Below are 22,620 nucleotides of genomic sequence, written 5' to 3' on the forward strand. Positions count from 1 at the left end.
AAAAGAAAATAATGACAGTAGGATTATTTATCCCTTGTTACATTAATCAATTATATCCACAAGTAGGAAAGGCAACATTAGAAGTTTTAGAAAAGCTAAATGTTAATGTTGTTTATCCTTCGGGGCAAACCTGTTGCGGACAACCCATGGCCAATTCAGGATATGAAAGCGAGTCGGTTGGGGCGTGTTTGAATTTAGTAGAAAACTTTAAAGATTTCGATTATATTGTTACACCTTCAGGTAGCTGTGCCTATCATGTTAAACAACATTATGATATTGTAGAACAGACCAAAGACGTTGTTAAGGTTCGTAATAACGTATACGAACTTTGCGACTTTATAGTGAACGTTTTAAAGAAAAAGGATCTAGGAGCCAGCTTTCCCCATAAAGTAGGCATACATAAAAGCTGTCATGGATTGAGAGGATTACGCTTGGGTTCCTGCTCCGAAGTTGTTGGAGAACCCTTTTCGTTTATTGAAGATTTACTTAAAGAAGTGGATGGCGTTGAACTAATGTCTTTAACACGTAAAGACGAATGCTGTGGTTTTGGAGGTACTTTTGCAGTTACCGAAGAAGCTGTTTCCGTAAAAATGGGAAAAGACCGTGTTCAAGATCATTTAGATAGTGGGGTAGAGGTTATAACAGCCACAGACACCTCTTGTTTGATGCATTTAGAAGGTTTAATAACCCGTAATAAGCAGCCTTTAAAGGTGATGCATGTTGCCGAAATTTTGAATAGTACAATTAAGTAAAAGGAATGGAGCACTCTGTAGCGGCAAGTATATTTAATAAGAATGAAGCCAAGGTAAATTGGCATGATAAAGCCTTGTGGTTTGTACGCCATAAACGTGATCTTTCAGTACATACCGTAAAAGGTTGGGAACAATTAAGAGAGTTGGGATCTGCAATAAAGGCGCATACACTGTCCAATTTAGATAATTACTTAGTCGAATTTGAAGAAAATGCCCTGAAGAATGGGGTACAAGTGCATTGGGCAGCCAATGGCGAAGAACATAACCGTATTGTACATAGTATATTAAAGGCGCATCAAGCTAAAAAAGTAGTAAAAAGTAAATCGATGCTTACTGAAGAATGCCATCTAAATCCCTATTTGGAAGTCGATAATATTGAAGTAATTGACACCGACTTAGGGGAGCGCATTGTGCAACTGGCTAAGGAGCCGCCAAGCCATATTGTGTTACCTGCTATCCATAAAAACAAAGAAGAAGTTGATGAGTTGTTCCAAGAGCATTTAGGTACAAAACCTTGTAATGGAGATCCTCAGTATTTAACCAACGAAGCGCGTAAACATTTACGGGAAAAGTTTATAGAAGCTGATGCAGCTATAACAGGGGTTAACTTTGCCATAGCCGAAACAGGTGGTTTAGTGGTGTGTACAAATGAAGGTAATGCCGATATGGGGGCGCATTTAGCCCCTGTCCATATAGCATGTATGGGCGTAGAGAAGCTTATACCCAAACAAGAACATTTGGGCGTATTCTTAAGGTTATTGGCAAGAAGTGCTACCGGCCAACCCATTACCACTTATTCATCTCACTTTAAAAAGCCACGAGAAGGTGCTAAAATGCATATTGTAATTGTAGATAATGGTAGGGCAGAACAATTAAGCAGACCTGATTTTAGAGCTTCCTTGCATTGCATTCGCTGTGGCGCTTGTATGAATACTTGTCCCATTTACAGACGTAGCGGCGGACACAGTTATAATGCGACAATTCCAGGTCCCATAGGTTCTATACTGTCGCCAGGAAAAGATTTAAAAAAGTATAGTAGTTTACCGTTCGCCTCCACCTTATGTGGGTCTTGTAGCGATGTTTGTCCTGTTAAAATTGATATTCATAAACAATTGTATAAATGGCGACAAATAATAACTAAGGAAACCCCACAACCGGCCATGAAAAAAATGTCGATGAAGTTCATGGGGCGCATGTTTTCCAATCCTAAGCAATATCAAAAGATAGGAAGAGCAGGGCGTTGGGCTTTGCGAAATTTGCCTAAAGGTCTAATTAATGCACGCCCTAATGTATGGGGTAAAGAGCGGGATTTACCAAAAGGTCCTAAAGAAAGTTTTGATGATTGGTATAAAAAAAGAAATAAAAATGGGAAGTAGAGACAGTATATTAGCCAATATAAAGCGTAATAAGCCAGATTTACTACCACTCCCGGAAATAAACCTTGAACAATTTGAAGACTCCTTGGATTTAGTTGAAGAATTTACCAAGAAGGTAGAAATTGTTGGAGGTAATGTATTTAATCTAGCGTCGAAAGATGAGGTTTTAAAGCAGGTAAAAGCTTTGTTTCCCGATACCAGTCATAACTATTCCACAGTAGAAGGAACGTCTGGTTTTAATACAATCAGTTTAGAGGCATTGCAAAGGCCTCATGACCTTAACGATTTAGATGTATTGGTGCTAGAGAGTTTAGTTGGAGTATCTGAAAATGGAGCTGTTTGGGTTTCTAGCAATCAATTACCAGTTAGGGTATTGCCTTTTATAACCAAGCATCTTGTTTTGGTCTTAAATAAGAGTTGTTTAGTGCCAAATTTGCACCATGCTTATAAAGCCTTGAATGGCATAGATAATGACTTTGGAGTATTTATTTCAGGTCCTTCCAAAACAGCAGATATTGAACAATCTTTAGTAATAGGTGCTCATGGTGCTTTAAGTTTAAGTGTGTTTTTAATAGCATAAAGATTGATTTTGTTGTCTGTATAAAGCAATGATACTTTTATTGCTTTAAATTGCTTAGTTTTTGTATTTTTACGTTTTATGTATAAGCCTGTTAATAAATTGGGCTCACATCAATATATGAAACTACATTTATTAGACCGGAGCAATAGAATAAAAAATAGTTCTTTCACTATTACTGAAAATCGTTATCCGTTTTTTTTAAAAATATGGCATTACCATCAAGAATTGGAATTGGTCGTTATTCAAAAAAGTACGGGAACACGATTTATTGGTGACAATATTGAGAAGTTTAATGTTGGCGATGTCGTTTTAATAGGTAAAAATTTGCCACACATGTGGTTAAATGATAAAGAGTATTTTGAAGAAGACTCTAAATTGGAAGCACATGCCTTAGCTATTCATTTTAAAGAAGATTTTGCAGGTCAAGGTTTTTTTGATATGCCAGAAATGAATGCTATTGAAAAGTTAATTGACAAGTCGAAATACGGTATAAAGTTTTCTGGAGATTTAACTTTAATAAGGGAATGGATCAATAACCTTAGGAACTTAGAAGATTTTGATAAAGTGATTAAGTTTATTCAAATTCTTAATAACCTAGCCAGACACAAAGATTATAAATTATTGTCTAGCAACGGATTTATAAACTCGTTTAAGATGACTGAAAAGCATAACCTTAATAAGGTATATGAGTTTATAATTAAGAATTTTAGAGAACAAATAAGCTTAGCTGATGTGGCAGACATTGCCTGCATGAACCCATCTGCTTTTAGTAGGTTCTTTAAACGCGTTAATAGAAAAACATTCAGTGAATACTTAAATGAAGTACGCGTTGGTTACGCCTGTAAATTATTGATAGAGGAAAAGTATAACATATCCGAAATATGTTTTGAATCTGGATTTAATAATATTTCTAATTTTAACAGACAGTTTAAAAAGACTATGAAATACGCGCCTACAGATTATATAAAGTTTCACGCTCAAAGAGCGTAATTGTAATGACACCTCTTTTTAGATTGAAGTTTTTATAGAACAAAAGAAACTAAGGTCTTTTCCCTCTTAAGGGTGTTGGTTTGTATTCTTTTGAAGAGCCACTAATTAAGCGGTTCAGTTCATTAAATTCATCAGAAGAAAGTTCCCTGTATTCACCAATAGGCATATCCAATTTAATATTCATGATCCTAATGCGCTTGAGTGTTACAACAGTATAGTTAAAATACTCGCACATACGACGAATTTGCCGATTAAGGCCTTGCGTTAAAATAATTCTAAATTCAAAGGTGTTAATCTTTTCTACCTTACATTTCTTTGTAATTCGATCCAAAATAGGAACACCCCCAGCCATGCGTTTAATAAAAGTTTGGGAAATAGGTTTGTCGACCTTTACAACATATTCTTTTTCATGATTGTTGCTGGCACGCAAAATTTTATTTACAATATCACCATCATCCGTTAATAAAATAAGTCCTTCACTTTGCTTGTCTAAGCGACCAATTGGAAAAATACGTTTTGGGTAGTTTATAAAATCAATAATGTTATCTTTTTCAACACGTGTATCGGTAGTGCAAACAATACCAACAGGTTTGTTAAAAGCAAGGTAAACAAACGATTTCTTTATATTGTTTATCAATTCCCCATCAACACGAACATCATCATTGAGGGTTATTTTAGTGCCTTTTTCGGGAGGCACCCCATTAACGGTTATACGACCAGCCTCAATGAGCTTGTCGGCTTCACGACGTGAGCAATACCCCACTTCACTTAAATATTTATTGATGCGTTTTAATTGATCTGACATGCAGCAAAAATACAATAAACTAATGAACTCATTTAAACTTTTTCAATTGGCTATAAAATTGCCCTTTTCCGCCCACTTTTTGTCTTTTTCTCCTTCCGTAGTCCAGCTATGCAACTCAAAAATGCCTTCCAATGAGCAAATAATGCCTAATTTTCGCTTTAATCAAAAAGAATTCCTCGATGCTTTGCGTCGGGGTTTCGGTTGAAATTGTCATTCCCGTGAAATCGTAGATTCATGAATACCTTAATTTAAAATATGTTTTGATGAATAAAACGGGAATCTAAACAATAGAATTTCGGTTTTTGACCTTTTTAGGTCAAAATGAAACGAGCTAAATACCCCTATGGCTCTGCCTCGGGGATGGTTCGTTTCAAGAAATTATTTTATTCCAAAAAGTTTAAATGAGTTCAAGAACTTATAAAGTCTATAATGTGGTTATTAACGGTGTCGAATTTTAAACCGTGCCCATAGCCAGTAGTTGCTATTAGTTCCGCATTTTTATAACTGTTTTTAAAATCTATAGTATCAGAAAATGGGATAATGTCATCGTTCTTATCATGAATAATAAGTCCTTTTGCTTTTATGTCTTTTGAAAAATTTGCAGCCGAAAAATAGTTGGGATGATGATCGTAATGCTTTAAAACAAATAAATCCATGGCATTTGATACCTTCTTACTGTATCCCATCATGCATTTATAGCGGTTAAACATTCCGGTAAAATTTGAAGGCGCTCCCAGTAAAACTAATTTGTCAATAAAGGTTAATTGGTGTTTGTATTGCGCAAACACAGTAGCCATACCACCAACTGAATGGCCAATAATAATAGTTGTATTAAACTTTTTTGCTACTTTGTAGATGCATTCCGAATAAGCTAGCGAATTAAAAATGTGACCTTCAGAATTCCCATGAGCGGGAGCATCGAGAGCAATAATGTTATAATTTAATTTTTTTAGGTTTTCTATTAGGTCTTTCCACCTAAAGGCATTGCTTTCCCAGCCATGCACCAGTAAAACGGTTTCTTTTTTGCCAATCCACCTATAGGACATAATGGATGTACCATTACAATTTATTTCTTCTTTAAGTGCAGTATCAAGGAAATCGTGTGCTTCTGTACTTAACTTTTTTCCCTTTTTTGGGGTAGAAAATAACTTTATGGCAAGTTTAGCTGCTTGCTCAGAAGAAAAGATACCAATAAGGTTAATAAAAATACCAATTAGTTTAGCCAGATGTTTTTTCATTTAATTAAGCGTCTCTATTTACTAAATCCATAGAAAAAGCTGGAGTACAAATGGCTATGTATTCACAGGGTTCTGTAAACGGATTGGAATATTGAACACGGGTGTTTTTATTTATTTTTATAGACTGACCAGCCTCTAGTACTATCGTTTCACCATCTATTATAAATTGCTTTTTACCTTTTATAATAAAAGTGTATTCATCAAATTCTGGTGTTTGAAAAGGTTCACTCCATCCAGCAGGAGCTTTCATGTGGGCAATACTAATTTTTGAATTACCATCAGAAGCTAAGCCAAAGTGTTCTTTTATAATTTTACCATCGTTGGTAGCCACTATAAAAGGCGTATTTTGTATAGTGTATTTCTTCATTGGTTAATTCTTAAGCGGTTTTCTTTTTATCATACCGCCTTTTAAATCTTTAACGATTCCCATAATAATAAAGGCCTTTCTGTCTATTTTGTCAATCTCAGTCTGGAGTTTTGCTAATTCTAAGCGTGTTACAACGGTATAAATAATGTCTTTATCATAGCTTTTTCCTCTTGACCCAAAGCCACCTTTACCAGCATAAATAGTACATGCCCGACCTAATTTTTCAATGATCATTGTTCTTATGGCTTCGTGCTGCTCCGAAATAATGGTAACGCCTATATATTCTTCGACACCATCCACAACAAAATCGACTGTTTTAGCAGCACTGAGGTAGGTTAAAATAGCATAGAGAGCTATTTCCATTGACAAGATGTAGGCGCCAAAGGAGAAAATAATGATATTTATAATTAGTAATACGTCACCAATAGTAAGTGATAATTTTCGGCTTAAATAAACGGCTAGTATTTCTGTCCCGTCAATAACACTGCCACCCCGTATGGACATGCCAATACCCAAGCCTAAAAAAAAGCCGCCGAAAACGGCTATGAGTAATTTGTCTTCTGTAATTATGGGGTAATCGACATAATGCACTACAAAGGCCAAAAACGCAATAGCAACTACACTGCGTAATGCAAATTTAAGGTTGATGGTCTTGGAGGCAAGAATTAAAAATGGGAGGTTTACAAAAACCAATAGTAAACTCAACTCTATAGATGTGATATTTTCTAGTAACAAGGAGATTCCTGTGGCTCCACCGTCAATAAATTGATTGGGTAACAAAAAGCCCTTTAAGCCAAATCCAGCAGCAAAAACCCCAATAATTATGAATATGTATTCTTTAACGGTATGCGTTAATTCTACATATAGATTTCTTACCAAAGGCACTATTTCCCTTTTGCTCACAGGTTTTTTGGCCTCTTTGTCTCCAAGCCTTTTTCGGGCAATATCTATTAATAGTTTTGATAAGAATGGATTCATTAGTATTTATTAATTGTTGTGCCAGTTAATAAAAAAGTATTTCAGTTTGGCGCCATCAGGAATATGGGTTGCTTCTAAATTTAAGTCCATATCAAATCTAAGGTTTGCCGGAAGCTCGCCCTTGTCGATAGTAAACGATGCATTTAATTCGTTAACCGTGATGAGTGCCGAGTTAATTAAATTGTCAATTCTCGATATCTTGTATGTATTCGAAATATCTTTAAATGTACTTAAAATAGACAAGTTTTTGTCTGTTTTGTATCGCGGATCTATAATTTGGATATTTTCAATAACCGATAAAGAGTCCAAAGCTTGTCTAGGTGTAAGAGTTAGTAAGTGTTTACCTCCCTTTTCGAAAATTTTAATACTATTTCTGTTCCCCGCAAATTCATCGCCGCTTGTAAATTTTACGATAGAATCGTTTTTAAAAACGGTTTCAAGATCCTTTACGCGCGTGGAATCTGTTAGCGAGCCAATGTGTTGCTTGCTTATTTGAAAGGGATCTTGCGTTTTATTACAATTAGTAAGTATTAAAGCAATAATAATAAGGGGGAAAAATGATTTGTTCATGAATATGTATAGTTTGTTAGAGTTACTGTTTATTTTTTTAAGACTTTAGTTAATATACCAAAGACGCTGCGTATAAATGTGGCGCTTGTAAGTACTTTTACTATGGGATTGATACGCGTGCTTTGTCTTCTTCTGGTACTTGTTTGTTTTTTGGAAGTAGCTTTTATAAGAGCTTCACGTTCTTGCCTTGCTTTTTCTTTAGCTTCTTCAGCTTGGGCTCGTTCAATTTTATCGTTAAGTATTTCGTATGCGCTTTCCCTATCAATAGTTTCATTGTATTTCTTAGCGAGCTTAGACTTTTCTATTAAATCACTTAGTTCGCTCGCAGTTAAAACATCCATTCTGCTCATTGGCGCACGCATCATAGTGGCCGATAAAGGAGTAGGACGCCCTTTTTCATCTAAGGCAGATACCAAGGCCTCTCCAATACCTAAAGATGTTAATACTTCTGTAGTATCGTAATAGTCTGAGTCCGGATAGTTTTGAGCTGTTAGTTTAATAGCCTTTCTGTCTTTGGCAGTAAAAGCTCGCAAAGCATGCTGTACTTTTAAACCTAACTGCCCTAGAACTGCTTCTGGAACGTCGGTAGGATTTTGGGTCACAAAATAAAGTCCAACACCTTTACTACGAATTAATTTCACAATACTTTCTATTTGATTGAGTAAGGCTTTAGACGCTTCATTAAAAATAAGATGTGCCTCATCAATAAACAAGATCAATTCGGGCCTATCACTGTCGCCCTGCTCAGGAAAAGTAGCATAGATTTCGGCTAGTAGGCTCAACATAAATGTTGAAAACAATTTAGGTCTGTCTTGTATATCGGTTAATCTTATAATATTAATATAACCTCTTCCTTCATCATCAATACGCAATAAATCTTGTACATCAAAAGAGGCTTCACCAAAGAATAAATCAGCACCCTGTTGCTCCAATTCTACAATTTTACGCAGAATAGCACCTGTTGATGCAGTCGAAATTCGACCGTAGGCTTCGGCAAATTCCTGCTTACCTTCCTGGGTAGCGTATTGTAATATCTTTTTAAAGTCTTTTAAATCGAGGAGCGGTAGTTTGTTATCGTCACAATATTGAAAAATAACGGCTACAATACCTGTTTGCGTTTCAGTTAAATCTAAAATACGCGATAATAAAACCGGACCAAATTCACTAACGGTGGCTCTAAGGCGTACACCGTTTTGTTCAGAAAGTGTTAATACTTCTACAGGAAAGCTTTTGGACTCAAAAGGCAATCCTATTTTTTCATGACGTTCGTCAATCTTTGGATGACCGGGACTCGGTTGGGCCAAACCGCTTAAATCACCTTTAATATCCATAAGTAATACAGGAACGCCTTTGTTACTTAAATTCTCAGCTAGAACTTGTAAAGATTTGGTCTTTCCAGTTCCGGTTGCCCCAGCTATTAAGCCATGTCTGTTCATGGTCTTTAAAGGGATTTTTACATGTGCGCCCGAAATGGTTTCTCCATCTAACATGGCAGCACCAATAGGAATAAAATCGCCCTTAGTCGTGTTGCCCTCTACAATATGGTTTAAAAAAGCTTCCTTTCTGTTCATAGGTGATAATTTCGGATAAAAATAACTATTCTATGTTAAACGATAATGAACTCATCTTGACTTTTTGTTTTTAACCGAAAATGAGATCAAAATTTATTCAGTTGAGGCACTTTTTGAAAGTTATAGTATTCCTACGAGTAAAAAAGTAACGAATTATGAATGGATTTAAGTCATTTTTTAGGAAACAGAAAAGGTTAAAATAAACTCAATAATTAAGCTATATAAAACAATAAACTTTTAATTCATACTTTTTTAAAGTATTGTATCTTTGCAAACTAATAAATAAGCCATAGAAAAGACGATATCTTACCAAATTTATTATTGGCGTGTTATATCTGACCAGATTAAAGAGTAAACAGATGAATAAGGAAATACAGTTACTAGTAGATAAAGGCGAAATGTTGCCTTTAATGGAGGAGTTTTATACCATTCAAGGAGAGGGGTATCACAAAGGAACTGCAGCTTATTTTATTCGTATAGGAGGTTGTGATGTGGGATGTCATTGGTGCGATGTTAAAGAAAGTTGGAATGCAGATATACATCCGCCAACAGAGACGGTTAAGATTGTTGCCCAAGCTAAAAAATATAGTGATACAGTAGTGGTAACAGGAGGCGAGCCCTTAACTTGGGACATGACAGCCTTAACAGCACAATTAAAGGCAGAAGGATTGCAAGTGCATATCGAAACATCTGGAGCTTATAAACTTACCGGCATTTGGGATTGGATTTGTTTGTCTCCTAAAAAGATGAAATTACCAACACAAGAAGTTTATGAAAAGGCTAATGAACTCAAAATGATTATTTATAATAGAGATGATTTTCGGTTTGCAGAAGAACAAGCAGCTAAAGTAAATAAAGATTGCATATTATATATGCAACCAGAATGGAGTAAGCGTGACAAGGTGATTCCCGAAATTGTAGATTATGTGATGGCACACCCAAAATGGAAAGTGTCTTTACAAACGCATAAATATTTAAATATACCCTAAACATAAAAAAAGTGCCTAATAAGGCACTTTTTTTATGTTTATAATAGCATCATGCTATTTCGTGAAAGCAACGGCAACTCTTGTCGTACCCCATCCTAAATGTAAAGCATCATTAGTAAAAGCAATGGAAAAAGCCTCAAGGGATTCGCTTGCAGTTGTAACAGGTGCTGGAACCCTAATAGCATCATTTGCTTCTTTATAAGAATAAGCACCCCAAACGTTAATATCCTTGCTCAAAATAATCGTCCATTCTTTTTCTCCAGGAATGGTGAAAAGCGAATACTCTCCGGCACTTACAGTTTTTCCTCCAATTTTTACGTCTTCGTATAAAGTAATGTTGGCAGCTTCATTAGCGCCAGTACGCCAAACTTTACCATTTGGAGCAAGCGAACCTAATGAGCGTCCTTTAAGTTGAGGTCTACTATAGATAACTTTTGCAATTGCAGGAGCATTTCGGGATGTTCTATATATAGTTGCATCCATAGGACTTTTATCGAGTTTACTAAACTCTTGAGCCCCAGCATTGGTTGTTAATAATAATACAATAGCAAAAGCTATACTTGAAATAAAATTTGATGTCTTCATAGTTTTTTTATAGTTAGTGTTAATATGCAATTTTAAAATTAAGTAATTCTTTGTTTGAAGTTCTTAATATTATATTAAAAAATGATGTTACTTCTTAATAAATTTTTTGGACTCCCTTCCTGTATTATTATGGAAGTTAATAAAGTAAACTCCAGAAGCCAGATCTTCAACAGAGAAAGCATAGTTTTGAGGTGTTTTGGCTTGAATGTTGTTTTTAATACTCAATTGTTTAATGTATTTTCCGTTTGAGTTGTATAGTTCAATTACCAAATTATCGATAGATTCAAATACAATATCAAACTCTAATGTAGATGTTACGGGGTTGTTTTTAAATGAAATGTTTAATGGTGCCCTATTTTGGTTTCTTACGATTTTGGTACTCAAAGTTTCATCGGTAAACTTGTAAAGTGACGTGCCACTAGCGTAAGCTAGATTAGAGTTGATAATAAAAATTCGGTTTAGATTACTACCTGTATTAAGATTTGTCCACGTTTGTCCTCCATCTTCTGTTTCGTAAAAACCGGTAGTATGCCCACCCATCCATCCACGGTTTTCTGAAATAAAACCTACCGCTTGTACGTCTGTTTCTGGCGCATTATAACTACTCCAGGTTTGACCGCCATCATTTGTTTTAACAAGCTTACCTGGGTTTTGAGGAACGGATGATATGGAACCAAAAATGATGTTTGTATTACTTTCTAGGACCTGCAACTTCCAAAAATATTCCCCTGTTATATTAGAATTGTAAATTTCTGTCCAACTACTTCCTCCATCTGTTGTTTTTAGTATTGTAGCACCATTGTTACTTCTACCAGAAGCATAACCAACAGATTCTGTTAAGAAATAAATTTCAACCAAGGCATTGGCATAAGCAGACATATCAATATACTGCCATGTGCTTCCACTGTCGGTTGATTTAATTATATAAGCTGGAGAAAAATACGCTCCACATCCGTAAATGGTAGATTCCCCAACAGTATCCAGTCCACAAATTGCTGACGGATTTGGAGATATATTTGTTACCTCTTCCCAGTTATCACCACCGTTTGATGTTATAAAAAACTTGCCATTTAATGTGCCCAGGAAGCCAATGTCTTCATTTAAGAACTCAATGTTTCTAAAATAATAATCACCTCCAAGTTCACTTTCATTTAGTTGCTCTGTCCATGTTTTTCCACCATCTATAGTTTTGTATACGGCAGCATAAAAGCCATTAGCGGCCCAACCTATATTTTCATCTAGAAAGAAGATGTCGTCAAAACGTTGGTTGTTTATATTGGGAGTAATAGCTGTTAAAGTTTGCCAAGTGGGTTGCGAATAGGTGTTGAAAAATACCAAAAAGCAGCTATAGAACAACAGTTTTGCAAAATGGTTGTTTAGTGGATTCATAGATGTAAAAAAAAAATGCCTTAGACAAAACTAAGGCATTTCTTTAGTCAATATTAAAGAAAAGTTTATTTTTTAATTACTCTTACATTCATTTCTTCTACTTTTTTGTCAGATAATGGAGAAGGTGAGCCGAATAATAAATCTTCACTGGTTCCTGTTTTAGGAAAGGCCATAACCTCTCTAATAGAGGCTTTTTTCTCTAAGATCATCATTAAGCGGTCTACACCCCAGGCTATACCACCATGTGGTGGAGCGCCATAATGAAATGCTTTATACATGGTGCCTACACTTTTTAACATCTCTTCTTTATTGTAGCCCATATTTCTGTATGTAGCTTCTAGTATTTCAGGTTTATGTGCTCTAATAGAACCGCCACCGATTTCGTAACCATTTAAAATTAAATCGTATTGTTGTGAAATAATGGTGCCAATTTCTTCTTCTTTACCGTTCATATGTTTTTCTATGTCGTTAATAGTCGGCATGGAAAATGGGTTGTGAGTAAAAGTCCACCTACCTTCATCGGTTTTCTCGAACATAGGGAAGTCTATTACCCAGGCAGGGCGTAGTTCTTTTGGGTTTATTAAACGTAAAAAGCGTCCCATTTCCTGTCGTACGGCATCCAAAGCTTTATTGGCCGTAGCATGGTCGGCTGCCGAGAAAAATACAATATCACCTACCTTGGCATTGGTAGCTTCAATAATTCTAGCAGCTATATCTTCGCCTAAAAATTTAATGATTGGTGACTGTAAATCATTCTCGTTAACTATTATGTAGGCCAGACCTCCTAGACCATTAGCTTGAGCAATGGCCGTTAGGTTTTCAATTTGACCTTTGGACAGACGTTTGTTTCCTTGTTCTTTGGCCGATACTTTAATACATTTTACAATACCACCATCTTCAATAGGTTTACTAAATACTTGGAAGGTTGTATCTTTTACAATATCTGTAATGTCTTGCATTTGTAAGCCAAAACGTAAATCGGGTCGGTCGCAACCATACTTGTCCATGGCTTCTTTATAGGTAAGGACTTCAAAAGGATGTAATATCCATTTTTTACCGTACACTTTTTGGACAATCTCATTAAACATGCGTGTGTTTAAGTCTATAATGTCCTGCATGCTGGCATAAGCCATTTCAATGTCCAATTGCGTAAATTCTGGTTGACGGTCGCCACGAGAATCTTCATCCCTAAAGCAACGGGCGATTTGGAAATACTTTTCAAATCCACCAACCATTAGCATTTGTTTGAATTGCTGTGGCGCTTGTGGTAAGGTGTAAAAAGATCCCGATTGTTTACGCGTTGGGACAATGAACTCTCTAGCACCTTCGTCGGTACCAGCGGTTAAAATGGGGGTTTCAATTTCTAAAAAATCTTCATTGTCTAAAATATCACGCATTAGCTTTGTTACCTTATGTCGGTTTACAATAGCTCTTCGTACACTGTCATTTCTGTGATCTAAAAATTTATATTGAAAACGAACCGTTTCGTTAGAACGTGCTGCCCTTTTTATTTCAAAAGGCAAGGTTTTAGACAGGTTCAATATTTCTAATGCAGAGGTTTCCAGCTCAATAGTTCCAGTGCGTAATCCAGCATTGTAATCATCTTCTTTACGTTGTACAACGTCTCCTGTAACCGAGATTACGGTTTCTGGTTTTAGTTTTACCAGTTCATCTAAATTGGGGAACGATTCCCTGCTTAAACGAACCTGGAATATTTCGTTGCTCGAATCCCTTAAATCGATAAAAATCAATTCACCATGATCACGCACACTCGACACCCATCCAGCCAAAGTTACTGTGTTGGAAATAGAGGCTTCTGAAAGTTCCGTAATTTTATGCGTTCTATAAGCTTCTTTAACAACTAAAGGAATGTTAGGTATTACTTCTTCTTCAGCTTTTGTTGTGGTAGCTTTATCGGATGTCTTTTTTTGTTTCTGTGTTTCGGTTTGCGCTTCTTTAATACCATCGGCCGATAGTGCATCTAATATACCTTGACGGATAACTTTCCCAGATGCACCTTTTCCAATAATGGCAATTACTTTTCCAACAAGAATTCCAGCTTTGCCTTGGTTTCCAGCTTTTATATCGCTAGCAATAGCTTCATTTTCAGAAATAACCTTATTAATAGCTTCAGTAATTTTGTCTTCAGAAATGGTATTAGCTTCAAAGTACTTTTTATAATCAAAAGTTCTGTCTTTTAAGTAAGAAGTAATGGCATTCTGAACTAAAACAGCTGTTATTTTTTCGGATTTAAAAAGTTTGAAGATGTCAATTAAGTGGTTAATATCGTGAATGTCCCCATATTCGTCCGCACCAATATTGTTAACCAGTGTTTTTGCAACAAAAGAAGGGTCTTTAAGCTCGTTGTTTATTGTTACGAATGTTTTAGATCGGATAGCATCGGCCGTAAAGAATTTGGCATCTTGGGGTAAAACGCCTCCTTTTATTAAAATAGACTCTACAGCAAATGGCAATGCACTAATATCAACATCGATGGTTTCAACCACCTCTTTAATGTTTACAAAAGGCAAATCGGGCTCAGAAATAAAGCGATAGTCTGCTTCAAATTCCTTTTTACGCATGGTTTTGGTTTGCTTCAAGTCGGCATCCCATAGCACGGTAGTTTGCTCTGGTCTAAATTCTTTATGTTCTAAGTAATAGTTTAATTGCTTTTCAACTTCCTCTTTTAAGGCATCGACCATGAACTTGAATGAATTCAAGTTTTTTATTTCTGTACGCGGATTTAAATTGTAAGTATGCTTTTTTCGTAAGGATACCGAAACATCCGATTTAAACTCGCCCTTTTCAAGGTTGGCCTCCGATATTTTTAAATTTTGAACGATGCGTTGTATATATTGTGCATAGGTTGAAGCATCTTCAATATGGCGGATACAAGGCGTGGTAACAATTTCAATTAAAGGCACCCCTGCTTTGTTAAAGTCAACTAAAGAGACTTTCTTTTCGTGTATTAGCTTGGCTGCATCTTCTTCAATGTGTACTTGTGTAAGGTTTACAGTAAACTGCGAACCATCATTTCTAAAGCAAGATACTTGTCCATCGGGTATAATGGGGTTGTGAAACTGGGTAATCTGAATATTTTTGGGGTTATCGGGATATTCATAATGTTTTCTATCCCATGAGATCACATCATTGTCGAATGTAGATTTTACGGCTTTTCCAAAATGAATGGCCTTGGTAATGGCTTCTTTGTTAACCGCAGGAAGCACCCCCATTTGTCCTGTACAAACGGCACATATATTTTGGTTTGGCGTTTCTATTTCTTGATTTGGACAAGAACAAAACAATTTGGTATTGGTATTTAACCTAACATGCGTTTCCAGTCCAATTACCAATTCTAACTCGTGGGCTTTAAGCGCCGCATTTAATTGTTCCAATTTCATCTGTTCATTATATTTTTTTAGGGGTCAGATGCAATACACAAATGAATGCCCTTAGTTGTTTCAGAAATTTCATTTTTGTGCATTTCATTATATAGTTTCTTTTAAGAAGTTAGCAAATTGTAGCACATGTGCATCATTGTTCTTGGCAGCTGTAATTTGTATACCAGTAGATGTGCCTTGCGGAATGGTTAGGGTAGGTAACTGTCCTAAACTAAACCCAACGGTGTAGGCGTCTGATAAGTACATGGCCAGAGGGTCTTTTAAGCTGTCTCCTATTTTGGGAGGTGTGCTTGGGGTTACAGGTGAAATAATAATATCGACTTCTTCAAAATCCTTATTAAAATTTTCTGAAATTTGATCTCTTAGAGCAAGTCCTTTTAAATAGATCTCATCTGAAAACCCTTGTGACAATACCTGGTTGCCCCCAACAATACGGCGTTTGGTTTCTTCTGAAAAATTTTCAGAACGTGTAACAGCATAAGTTTCCTTTAAATTTTCGGATTCAATACGATTACCATAGTTAGTACCATCTAGGCGCGATAAATTGGAAGCAGTCTCGGCCATAGCCAATGTGTAGTAGGTTGAAACTAGAATGTCCGATTTAAAGAAGTCTAAAGCCTTTACTTCGATGCCTTTTGCTTTTATTTTTTCGATGCTAGCTAAAAAGTCGTTTTTAATTTGGGTATCAATAGCATCATTTTCAATAAAATTTTTAAAATAACCAATGGTTTTTACGGTATTGGTATTTGCTATTGTTTCTTCACTAATGCTCTCGGATTCTATAGACGTTTGGTCTTTAGCGTCCTTACCGCTCATAACATTAAGTACAATGCGTATGTCTTCAATAGACTTGGCTAAAGGCCCTACACAGTCGGTAGACGACGCATAAGCCATTAAGCCATATCGGGAAATACGACCATACGTAGGCTTTAAGCCATATATTTTGTTATAACCAGCAGGTTGTCTAATGGAACCTCCCGTATCGCCTCCAATGGAGAATATAGTATAATCTTTGGCAACATTTACTGCAGAACCACCACTGGAACCACCTCCAACTAATTCGGGGTTGATTGCATTTTTAACCGCACCAAATATGGTGTTTTCACTGGATGATCCATGTCCAAAACTATCGCAGTTTTCTTTAACTATAGGAATGGCTCCAGCATCCAATAATTTTTGTATAGCGGTAGCTGTATAAGCAGATTTGTAATGTTTTAACAGGTTAGAACTTGCAGTTGTGTACGTACCTTGCAGCATATATACGTCTTTGATGCCAAAGGGAATACCTTCTAACACCCCAATAGTTTCCCCATTTGAAATTTTTGCATCGACTTTAGCAGCTAGTTCAAGCGCAGATGATTCTAATAGGCTATTTGCTGTATTATGGGTGTTCTTTTTAAGTAAATCTAGTTTCCTCTGTACTAGCTCTGTACAGGTAATTTCCTTACTTACTAATTGTTGGTGAATCTTTTTTATTTGAGAGTCCATAACTTATTCTTCTATAACTTTAGAAACTACTAAATACCCATTTTTCTCTTTGGGAAAATTTTCTATTATAATTTGCTTTTCTATTGCAGAACTTTCAATTACAACATCATCTCTCAAATCGTTTACAGACAGAGCATTATTATTAACATTATTAAAAGACTCATTATTTTCGGTATGGGCGTTCTTTATTACGTCAAATAATTTGTTAACAGCCTCCGAGGGTTGTGCTCCTTTAATACTCGACAATATGTCGACGGTCATAATTTTACTCATTTCTTTGATTTTTAGGTTTAAAAAAAGCCTTCCGAATTCGGAAGGCTTCATATATTTTTTAACAATAACCTTCCAGTCCTAAAAATTAGGATTATTGAAATTATTATTGTTATTATTATTTATCATTGCTCTATTTTGAAGGTCAAATATATGTAGAATTAACTTACTAAGCACATTTTTTTTGTATATCCTGTCGTGTATTGTCAAATTAATAAAAAAAGCAAAGTTAATTTATTAGTTCTATAATGGATTTAATGTTATCGCTTAATAAGGTTAATTAATTAGGTGGGGATTTATCGTTATTAGTCGGGAAAATGACTTTTTTTTAGTTAAAAAAAGGGTTGCAAATAATTGCATAAATCAGTTTTAAGGCATTTTGTAATTTTTAGGTTTTTAAAATCTTGAAAAATATAGTAAAATCTATTTTAAGGCTATTTTCGAGCGATTTAAGCGCATTTTTAGTAATTAACAATTGTTGATAATTATTGAATAAAGACGTTAAAATGCTTTTTAAAAGCATGCTTATTTTGTATATTTGTTTGTATTCAGAAGGGTGCGTTAGGCATCTTTTTTTATGAGATAAAATTTGACTATAATTTTTAGATAACTATTAAATATGAGTGAAGCAAAAGAAGAATTTAATAAGCATGGTTATTCGGCTGACAGTATTCAGGCGCTGGAGGGTATGGAGCACGTACGTATGCGTCCATCCATGTATATTGGTGATGTAGGTGTTCGTGGTTTACATCATTTAGTGTATGAAGTTGTAGATAACTCTATTGATGAGGCGCTTGCAGGACACTGTAATAATATTACCGTTACGATAAATGAGGATAATTCGATTACTACTGAGGATGATGGTCGTGGTATTCCAGTAGATATACATAAAAAAGAAGGTATTTCTGCGCTAGAGGTTGTAATGACCAAGATTGGAGCAGGGGGTAAGTTTGATAAAGATTCCTATAAAGTCTCCGGTGGATTACACGGTGTTGGTGTAAGTTGTGTTAACGCACTGTCTGAACACCTAAAGGCAACGGTGCATAGAGATGGTAAAATATGGGAGCAAGAATATGAGCGTGGTAAGTCGTTATACCCTGTAAAACAAGTTGGTGAAACCGATAAGAGGGGGACCATTGTTACTTTTAAGCCAGATCCTACTATTTTTCAACAAACCTTAGAGTATAGTTATGATACTTTAGCAAGTAGATTAAGAGAGTTATCTTATTTAAATAAAGGTATTACCGTTCATATAGTAGATAAGCGAAGTAAAAAAGAAAATGGCGATTTTGAAGGAGAAACATTCCATTCAGAAGAAGGCCTTAAAGAGTTTATTAAGTATTTGGATGCAACCCGTGAGCCTTTAATGAAAGATGTTATTGCTTTTGAAGGTGAAAAAAATGGTGTACCAGTTGAGGTTGCTATGGTGTATAACACATCCTATGCAGAAAATTTACATTCTTATGTAAACAATATTAATACCCATGAAGGCGGAACGCATTTATCTGGTTTTCGTCGTGGTTTAACGCATACCTTAAAGAAATATGCCGATGAATCTGGAATGTTGGATAAATTAAAATTTGACATTGCTGGTGATGATTTCCGTGAGGGTTTAACAGCAATTGTATCTGTAAAGGTACAAGAACCACAGTTTGAAGGTCAGACAAAAACTAAACTAGGAAATAGAGAAGTGTCTGCTTCGGTGAGCCAGGCAGTTTCAGAAATGTTAACCGATTATTTGGAAGAGCACCCCGATGATGCTAAAATCATTGTGCAAAAGGTTATTCTAGCAGCTCAGGCTCGTCATGCTGCCCAAAAAGCACGCGAGATGGTACAACGTAAAACCGTCATGAGCATTGGAGGCTTGCCAGGGAAATTAAGTGACTGCTCAGAACAAGATCCTGCAAAGTGCGAAGTATTCCTTGTTGAGGGAGATTCGGCGGGTGGAACTGCAAAACAAGGACGTGATAGAAACTTTCAGGCCATATTGCCATTGCGTGGTAAGATATTGAACGTAGAGAAAGCTATGACCCACAAAGTGTTTGAAAATGAGGAAATAAAGAACATTTTTACAGCACTTGGTGTAACGATTGGGACAGAAGAAGACAGTAAGGCATTAAATTTATCTAAATTACGTTATCACAAAATAGTAATTATGTGTGATGCCGATATTGATGGTAGTCACATTGCCACTTTAATCTTAACATTTTTCTTCCGTTACATGAAAGAGCTTATTGAAGAAGGACATGTTTATATTGCAACGCCTCCGTTATACTTGGTTAAGAAAGGAAATAAAAAACAATATGCTTGGTCAGATAAGGAACGAGATGGAATTATAGCAGAATTTGGAGATGGTTCTAAAATTCAACGTTATAAAGGTCTTGGAGAAATGAACGCAGAGCAACTTTGGGATACAACTATGAACCCAGAGTTTAGAACTATGCGTTTGGTGCAAATTGATAATGGTACTGAGGCCGATCGTATTTTCTCGATGTTGATGGGGGATGAGGTGCCACCGCGTAGAGAATTTATTGAGAAGAATGCCATCTATGCAAATATTGATGCTTAAAAATAGAGCATGAATACAAACTAAAAAATGTCGCTTAATTTAAGCGACATTTTTTAGTTAATTTAAAAATCAAAAGTCAAATCCAATTGAGAATTGCCAAACCCTATTTTTAGGGCTGCCATCGTCATAAATACTTCCTAATCCCAAATGGTAACGCACACCAAGGCTAACACCTGAGTCGGTTTTAAATCCGCCTCCAAAATTTACTCCCCAGTCCAAATCTTTTGGGTTAAATTCTTGGGAGGTATTAAAAAGACTAAAGTTGCTATCATATTCTTCTTTGTGTGAGATGGCTAATCCTAATTGCGGTCCTACCTCCAGAAAAAAATGATCGCTTGGGTACATTTTAAATAAAACGGGCAAGTTAACATAGTCTATTTTTTGTGTAAACGTACTACCATTATCATCTAATTCATATCCCTGTTGCGAGTATAATAATTCAACTTGAAGTGCTATGCTTTCAGTTAAAAAGGATTCACCATAAAGCCCTATGTGAAATCCATGTCTTTGTCCCGTTTCGGTATTACCATCAAAACTAACAGCGGCGAGGTTATAGCCTCCCTTAATTCCTGCGTTAGATTTATGGTCTTGAGCATTTATAAATAAAGTTGAGAATAGTGTACACATAATTGTGAAAAAAGTCGTTTTCATTGTTTTTTTTAATTTAAGTTAATGATGTGTTGGGTAAAGTCTATTTTCCACCGTTAGCTCTCAAATCGGCAATACATTGGTCGTCGAGTTGAGGTATAGAATTAGAACCAATCATATTAGCAATGCCAGCAGCAGATTCAACGGCCCAGTACATTAGGCAGCTTTCTACATTGCAGTGTTTTTCATGATCAGGATCTTCATGATCGCTTTGCGGAGTTGCTCCTAAATTTGTTAATCCAAGAATATGTCCGAACTCATGATTGATAACGGTTGCTTCTAGAAGGTTTCTATTAGGTTCAAAAGGACTGTTGCTTAAATCGTGAATACTTTCCTCAAAAATTACGAACGATGTGTTTCTGTATGCCGTACCAAGCACAACACTGTCTTCAGAATTGCTGTCCGATTCGCCATCGGTAAAGAAAGCCCAAATGGCAATAGTGTCGTTAGTATTATATTTTGTACGGTTTGCATCTTCAATAGCAACAATTTCCTCTATCGTTAAACGGTCATCTTCCGGAGAATTAATAGCTCTTTTTTCTATAGTAATGCCGTTAGGCTTATGGGTTCTTGCTTCTAAAAAGGAAACAAAATTGTCTTGAGCAGCTTGTGTTGGTGCAAAGCCGTCAACGTAAACAAGTTCAATAACCATACTTTTGTATGTGTCATCCGATAAAATATCGTTAGAAGCACTTCCTGTAGCTTTTTTATTGGCAGCTTTGTTTACTGAAGTTTCTTGGTTATTGGTAGCATCATCACTGTCCGTCGTACAAGCTTGAAGGATAAATAATAGAAAAAAGAATGGAATTAAAATGTTATGCTTCATGATTTTTGAATTAACAGTGTTTCTCTTGTTTTTATAGGTGCTATAATAACAATTTTTTTGTTATTAAACAGCTACCGAAATTTCGGCAGCTGTTTTTACCATAACAATGGGACAAATGCGATACTAGTTTATATTTGGTCTAAAACTAGTGTTATAGTAGCATTTGTAGTGCTTTGTAGTGAGATTGAGTTCTCGGAATAGCTTGTTACTTCCCAGGTATGATTTAATAGTTCAAAATTGGCATTACCAGAAAAGTTTAAAGTTAAGAACACTTCAAGCGATGATGTTACCTCGTAAGTACCTTCAACAGTAGTATTAATAGTGTGCTCGGCCAAACATGTTAAATCGTTAGCGAAGTCTATAGTATAATCTGCATAGTTGTTGGCTGTGTTTACACCTGCATTTACAAACGATTCTACTTTAAACATACCATTGACTAAAATGGTTTCCAAGGCATCAGCATTTTCTTCAGCTTCATCTTTAATGTCTTCGTTTTCCAAACAGTCGTTAATTTGTGTTCTTAAATCTAAATCACTGGTAATGTTTACGACTGTTTCGTCTTCTAATGTAGCTGTGATTGGGTAATTTACGGCAAACAATTCGTCATTACCAAAGTTGTTCATGTATGTGTATAACTGTTGTTCAGATTCAATAACAACACTACCTGTTTGTTCAAATTTAAGGTCATATGTCAATATGGTAATAGGAAAGTCTATATCCAAACAATTAATAGCGTCTTCTGCTTCGTCTTCAGCTTGCTCACAAGCATCCATTAAGGCGTTGTACTCTGCTTGATTTGCTACGTTTACTTCGTTATAGTTGCTTAATTTAACCGATAAAGGAAAGTGTAAAACAACATTGTCATCATCAGTATTAAATTGTCCTAAAATATCTAATACCAAAGAATAATCCAATTGACTTAATAGGGTTACCTGTGTGCCATTTACTGTAGCCGTTACAGGAAATAAAATAGAAGAACAAGACATGCCATCTAAAAAATCGTCAAAACTACCGTCGTACATAGAAGTACGTTCTAAGTTGCTGGCTGTTTCAGAATTCGCCGAATTTGTGTTTGGGTTTTGTCCATTTTCATTGTCTATTTCATCTTGACAAGAAGTTAATCCTAGAAATGAAAGTAATAAGATTGCGGTAATAAATTTTAATGTTTTCATGATACTAATTTTTTGGGTTATAATAATTTTCTTTTTCATAGCGATTTTTTCGCCTT

Annotated in this window: 20 protein-coding genes; 6 read left to right on the forward strand and 14 right to left on the reverse strand. The window is 35.7% G+C overall.

The window, feature by feature from the left end; translation table 11 throughout:
• Window positions 1–11 precede the first annotated feature (11 nt).
• The 4 genes from JF259_RS02325 to JF259_RS02340 all read left to right on the forward strand — a co-directional run bounded on the left by JF259_RS02325 (window position 12) and on the right by JF259_RS02340 (window position 3,698).
• Window positions 12–752 carry a (Fe-S)-binding protein gene (locus JF259_RS02325; RefSeq protein WP_199112895.1) on the forward strand — a complete coding sequence of 247 codons (741 nt, stop codon included), beginning with the start codon at window positions 12–14 and terminating at the stop codon, window positions 750–752.
• Window positions 753–757: 5 nt separating this feature from the next.
• Window positions 758–2,128, forward strand: a complete 1,371-nt coding sequence (locus JF259_RS02330; RefSeq protein ID WP_199112897.1) for a lactate utilization protein B — start codon at window positions 758–760, stop codon at window positions 2,126–2,128.
• Complete coding sequence (locus tag JF259_RS02335; protein ID WP_199112899.1) at window positions 2,118–2,708, forward strand: LutC/YkgG family protein; 591 nt, start codon at window positions 2,118–2,120, stop codon at window positions 2,706–2,708. Before JF259_RS02330 ends, JF259_RS02335 begins: the two co-directional genes overlap by 11 nt.
• Window positions 2,709–2,825: 117 nt before the next feature.
• Window positions 2,826–3,698 carry an AraC family transcriptional regulator gene (locus tag JF259_RS02340; RefSeq protein ID WP_199112901.1) on the forward strand — a complete coding sequence of 291 codons (873 nt, stop codon included), beginning with the start codon at window positions 2,826–2,828 and terminating at the stop codon, window positions 3,696–3,698.
• 49 nt (window positions 3,699–3,747) lie between these two features.
• Here the strand turns inward: JF259_RS02340 and rluF are convergent, their stop codons facing one another.
• The 6 genes from rluF to JF259_RS02370 form a co-directional block, all read right to left on the reverse strand.
• Entirely contained in the window at window positions 3,748–4,503 is a 756-nt protein-coding gene (gene rluF, locus JF259_RS02345; RefSeq protein ID WP_199112903.1) for a 23S rRNA pseudouridine(2604) synthase RluF, read from the reverse strand.
• Between the two features lie 407 nt (window positions 4,504–4,910).
• Complete coding sequence (locus tag JF259_RS02350) at window positions 4,911–5,741, reverse strand: alpha/beta hydrolase (protein WP_199112906.1); 831 nt, start codon at window positions 5,739–5,741, stop codon at window positions 4,911–4,913.
• Window positions 5,742–5,745: 4 nt separating this feature from the next.
• Window positions 5,746–6,108 (reverse strand): cupin domain-containing protein, encoded by a 363-nt coding sequence (locus JF259_RS02355; RefSeq protein WP_199112908.1) that lies wholly within the window; start codon window positions 6,106–6,108, stop codon window positions 5,746–5,748.
• A 3-nt stretch (window positions 6,109–6,111) separates the two neighbouring features.
• Entirely contained in the window at window positions 6,112–7,086 is a 975-nt protein-coding gene (locus JF259_RS02360) for a YitT family protein (protein ID WP_199112910.1), read from the reverse strand.
• 9 nt (window positions 7,087–7,095) lie between these two features.
• Window positions 7,096–7,656, reverse strand: a complete 561-nt coding sequence (locus JF259_RS02365) for a hypothetical protein (RefSeq protein ID WP_199112912.1) — start codon at window positions 7,654–7,656, stop codon at window positions 7,096–7,098.
• A 29-nt stretch (window positions 7,657–7,685) separates the two neighbouring features.
• Complete coding sequence (locus tag JF259_RS02370) at window positions 7,686–9,227, reverse strand: helicase HerA-like domain-containing protein (protein ID WP_199112913.1); 1,542 nt, start codon at window positions 9,225–9,227, stop codon at window positions 7,686–7,688.
• Window positions 9,228–9,586: 359 nt separating this feature from the next.
• On the opposite strand from JF259_RS02370, the gene JF259_RS02375 reads away from it, so the two are divergent.
• Window positions 9,587–10,216, forward strand: coding sequence for a 7-carboxy-7-deazaguanine synthase QueE (locus JF259_RS02375; RefSeq protein ID WP_199112914.1), 630 nt, complete (start codon window positions 9,587–9,589; stop codon window positions 10,214–10,216).
• Between the two features lie 54 nt (window positions 10,217–10,270).
• Here the strand turns inward: JF259_RS02375 and JF259_RS02380 are convergent, their stop codons facing one another.
• The 5 genes from JF259_RS02380 to JF259_RS02400 form a co-directional block, all read right to left on the reverse strand.
• Entirely contained in the window at window positions 10,271–10,801 is a 531-nt protein-coding gene (locus JF259_RS02380) for a DUF2911 domain-containing protein (RefSeq protein ID WP_199112915.1), read from the reverse strand.
• Between the two features lie 87 nt (window positions 10,802–10,888).
• On the reverse strand, window positions 10,889–12,190 hold the full coding sequence (locus JF259_RS02385) for a YCF48-related protein (RefSeq protein ID WP_199112917.1): 1,302 nt from the start codon (window positions 12,188–12,190) through the stop codon (window positions 10,889–10,891).
• 65 nt (window positions 12,191–12,255) lie between these two features.
• Window positions 12,256–15,591 (reverse strand): bifunctional amidotransferase subunit GatB/aspartate--tRNA ligase AspS, encoded by a 3,336-nt coding sequence (gene gatB/aspS, locus JF259_RS02390; protein WP_199112919.1) that lies wholly within the window; start codon window positions 15,589–15,591, stop codon window positions 12,256–12,258.
• Between the two features lie 87 nt (window positions 15,592–15,678).
• Complete coding sequence (locus JF259_RS02395; RefSeq protein WP_199112921.1) at window positions 15,679–17,079, reverse strand: amidase family protein; 1,401 nt, start codon at window positions 17,077–17,079, stop codon at window positions 15,679–15,681.
• Window positions 17,080–17,082: 3 nt separating this feature from the next.
• Window positions 17,083–17,352 (reverse strand): Asp-tRNA(Asn)/Glu-tRNA(Gln) amidotransferase subunit GatC, encoded by a 270-nt coding sequence (locus JF259_RS02400; protein WP_199112923.1) that lies wholly within the window; start codon window positions 17,350–17,352, stop codon window positions 17,083–17,085.
• Between the two features lie 616 nt (window positions 17,353–17,968).
• Here JF259_RS02400 and gyrB point away from each other — a divergent pair.
• Window positions 17,969–19,918, forward strand: coding sequence for a DNA topoisomerase (ATP-hydrolyzing) subunit B (gene gyrB, locus JF259_RS02405; RefSeq protein WP_199112925.1), 1,950 nt, complete (start codon window positions 17,969–17,971; stop codon window positions 19,916–19,918).
• A 69-nt stretch (window positions 19,919–19,987) separates the two neighbouring features.
• Here the strand turns inward: gyrB and JF259_RS02410 are convergent, their stop codons facing one another.
• The 3 genes from JF259_RS02410 to JF259_RS02420 all read right to left on the reverse strand — a co-directional run bounded on the left by JF259_RS02410 (window position 19,988) and on the right by JF259_RS02420 (window position 22,564).
• A complete protein-coding gene (locus JF259_RS02410; protein ID WP_199112927.1) occupies window positions 19,988–20,569 on the reverse strand; it encodes a porin family protein in 582 nt (193 codons plus the stop codon).
• A 40-nt stretch (window positions 20,570–20,609) separates the two neighbouring features.
• Complete coding sequence (locus JF259_RS02415; protein WP_199112929.1) at window positions 20,610–21,392, reverse strand: membrane metalloprotease; 783 nt, start codon at window positions 21,390–21,392, stop codon at window positions 20,610–20,612.
• A 128-nt stretch (window positions 21,393–21,520) separates the two neighbouring features.
• Window positions 21,521–22,564, reverse strand: coding sequence for a hypothetical protein (locus JF259_RS02420; RefSeq protein ID WP_199112931.1), 1,044 nt, complete (start codon window positions 22,562–22,564; stop codon window positions 21,521–21,523).
• Window positions 22,565–22,620 lie beyond the last annotated feature (56 nt).

It is taken from the genome of Snuella sedimenti (assembly GCF_016428595.1).
GTDB classification, from domain to species: domain Bacteria; phylum Bacteroidota; class Bacteroidia; order Flavobacteriales; family Flavobacteriaceae; genus Snuella; species Snuella sedimenti.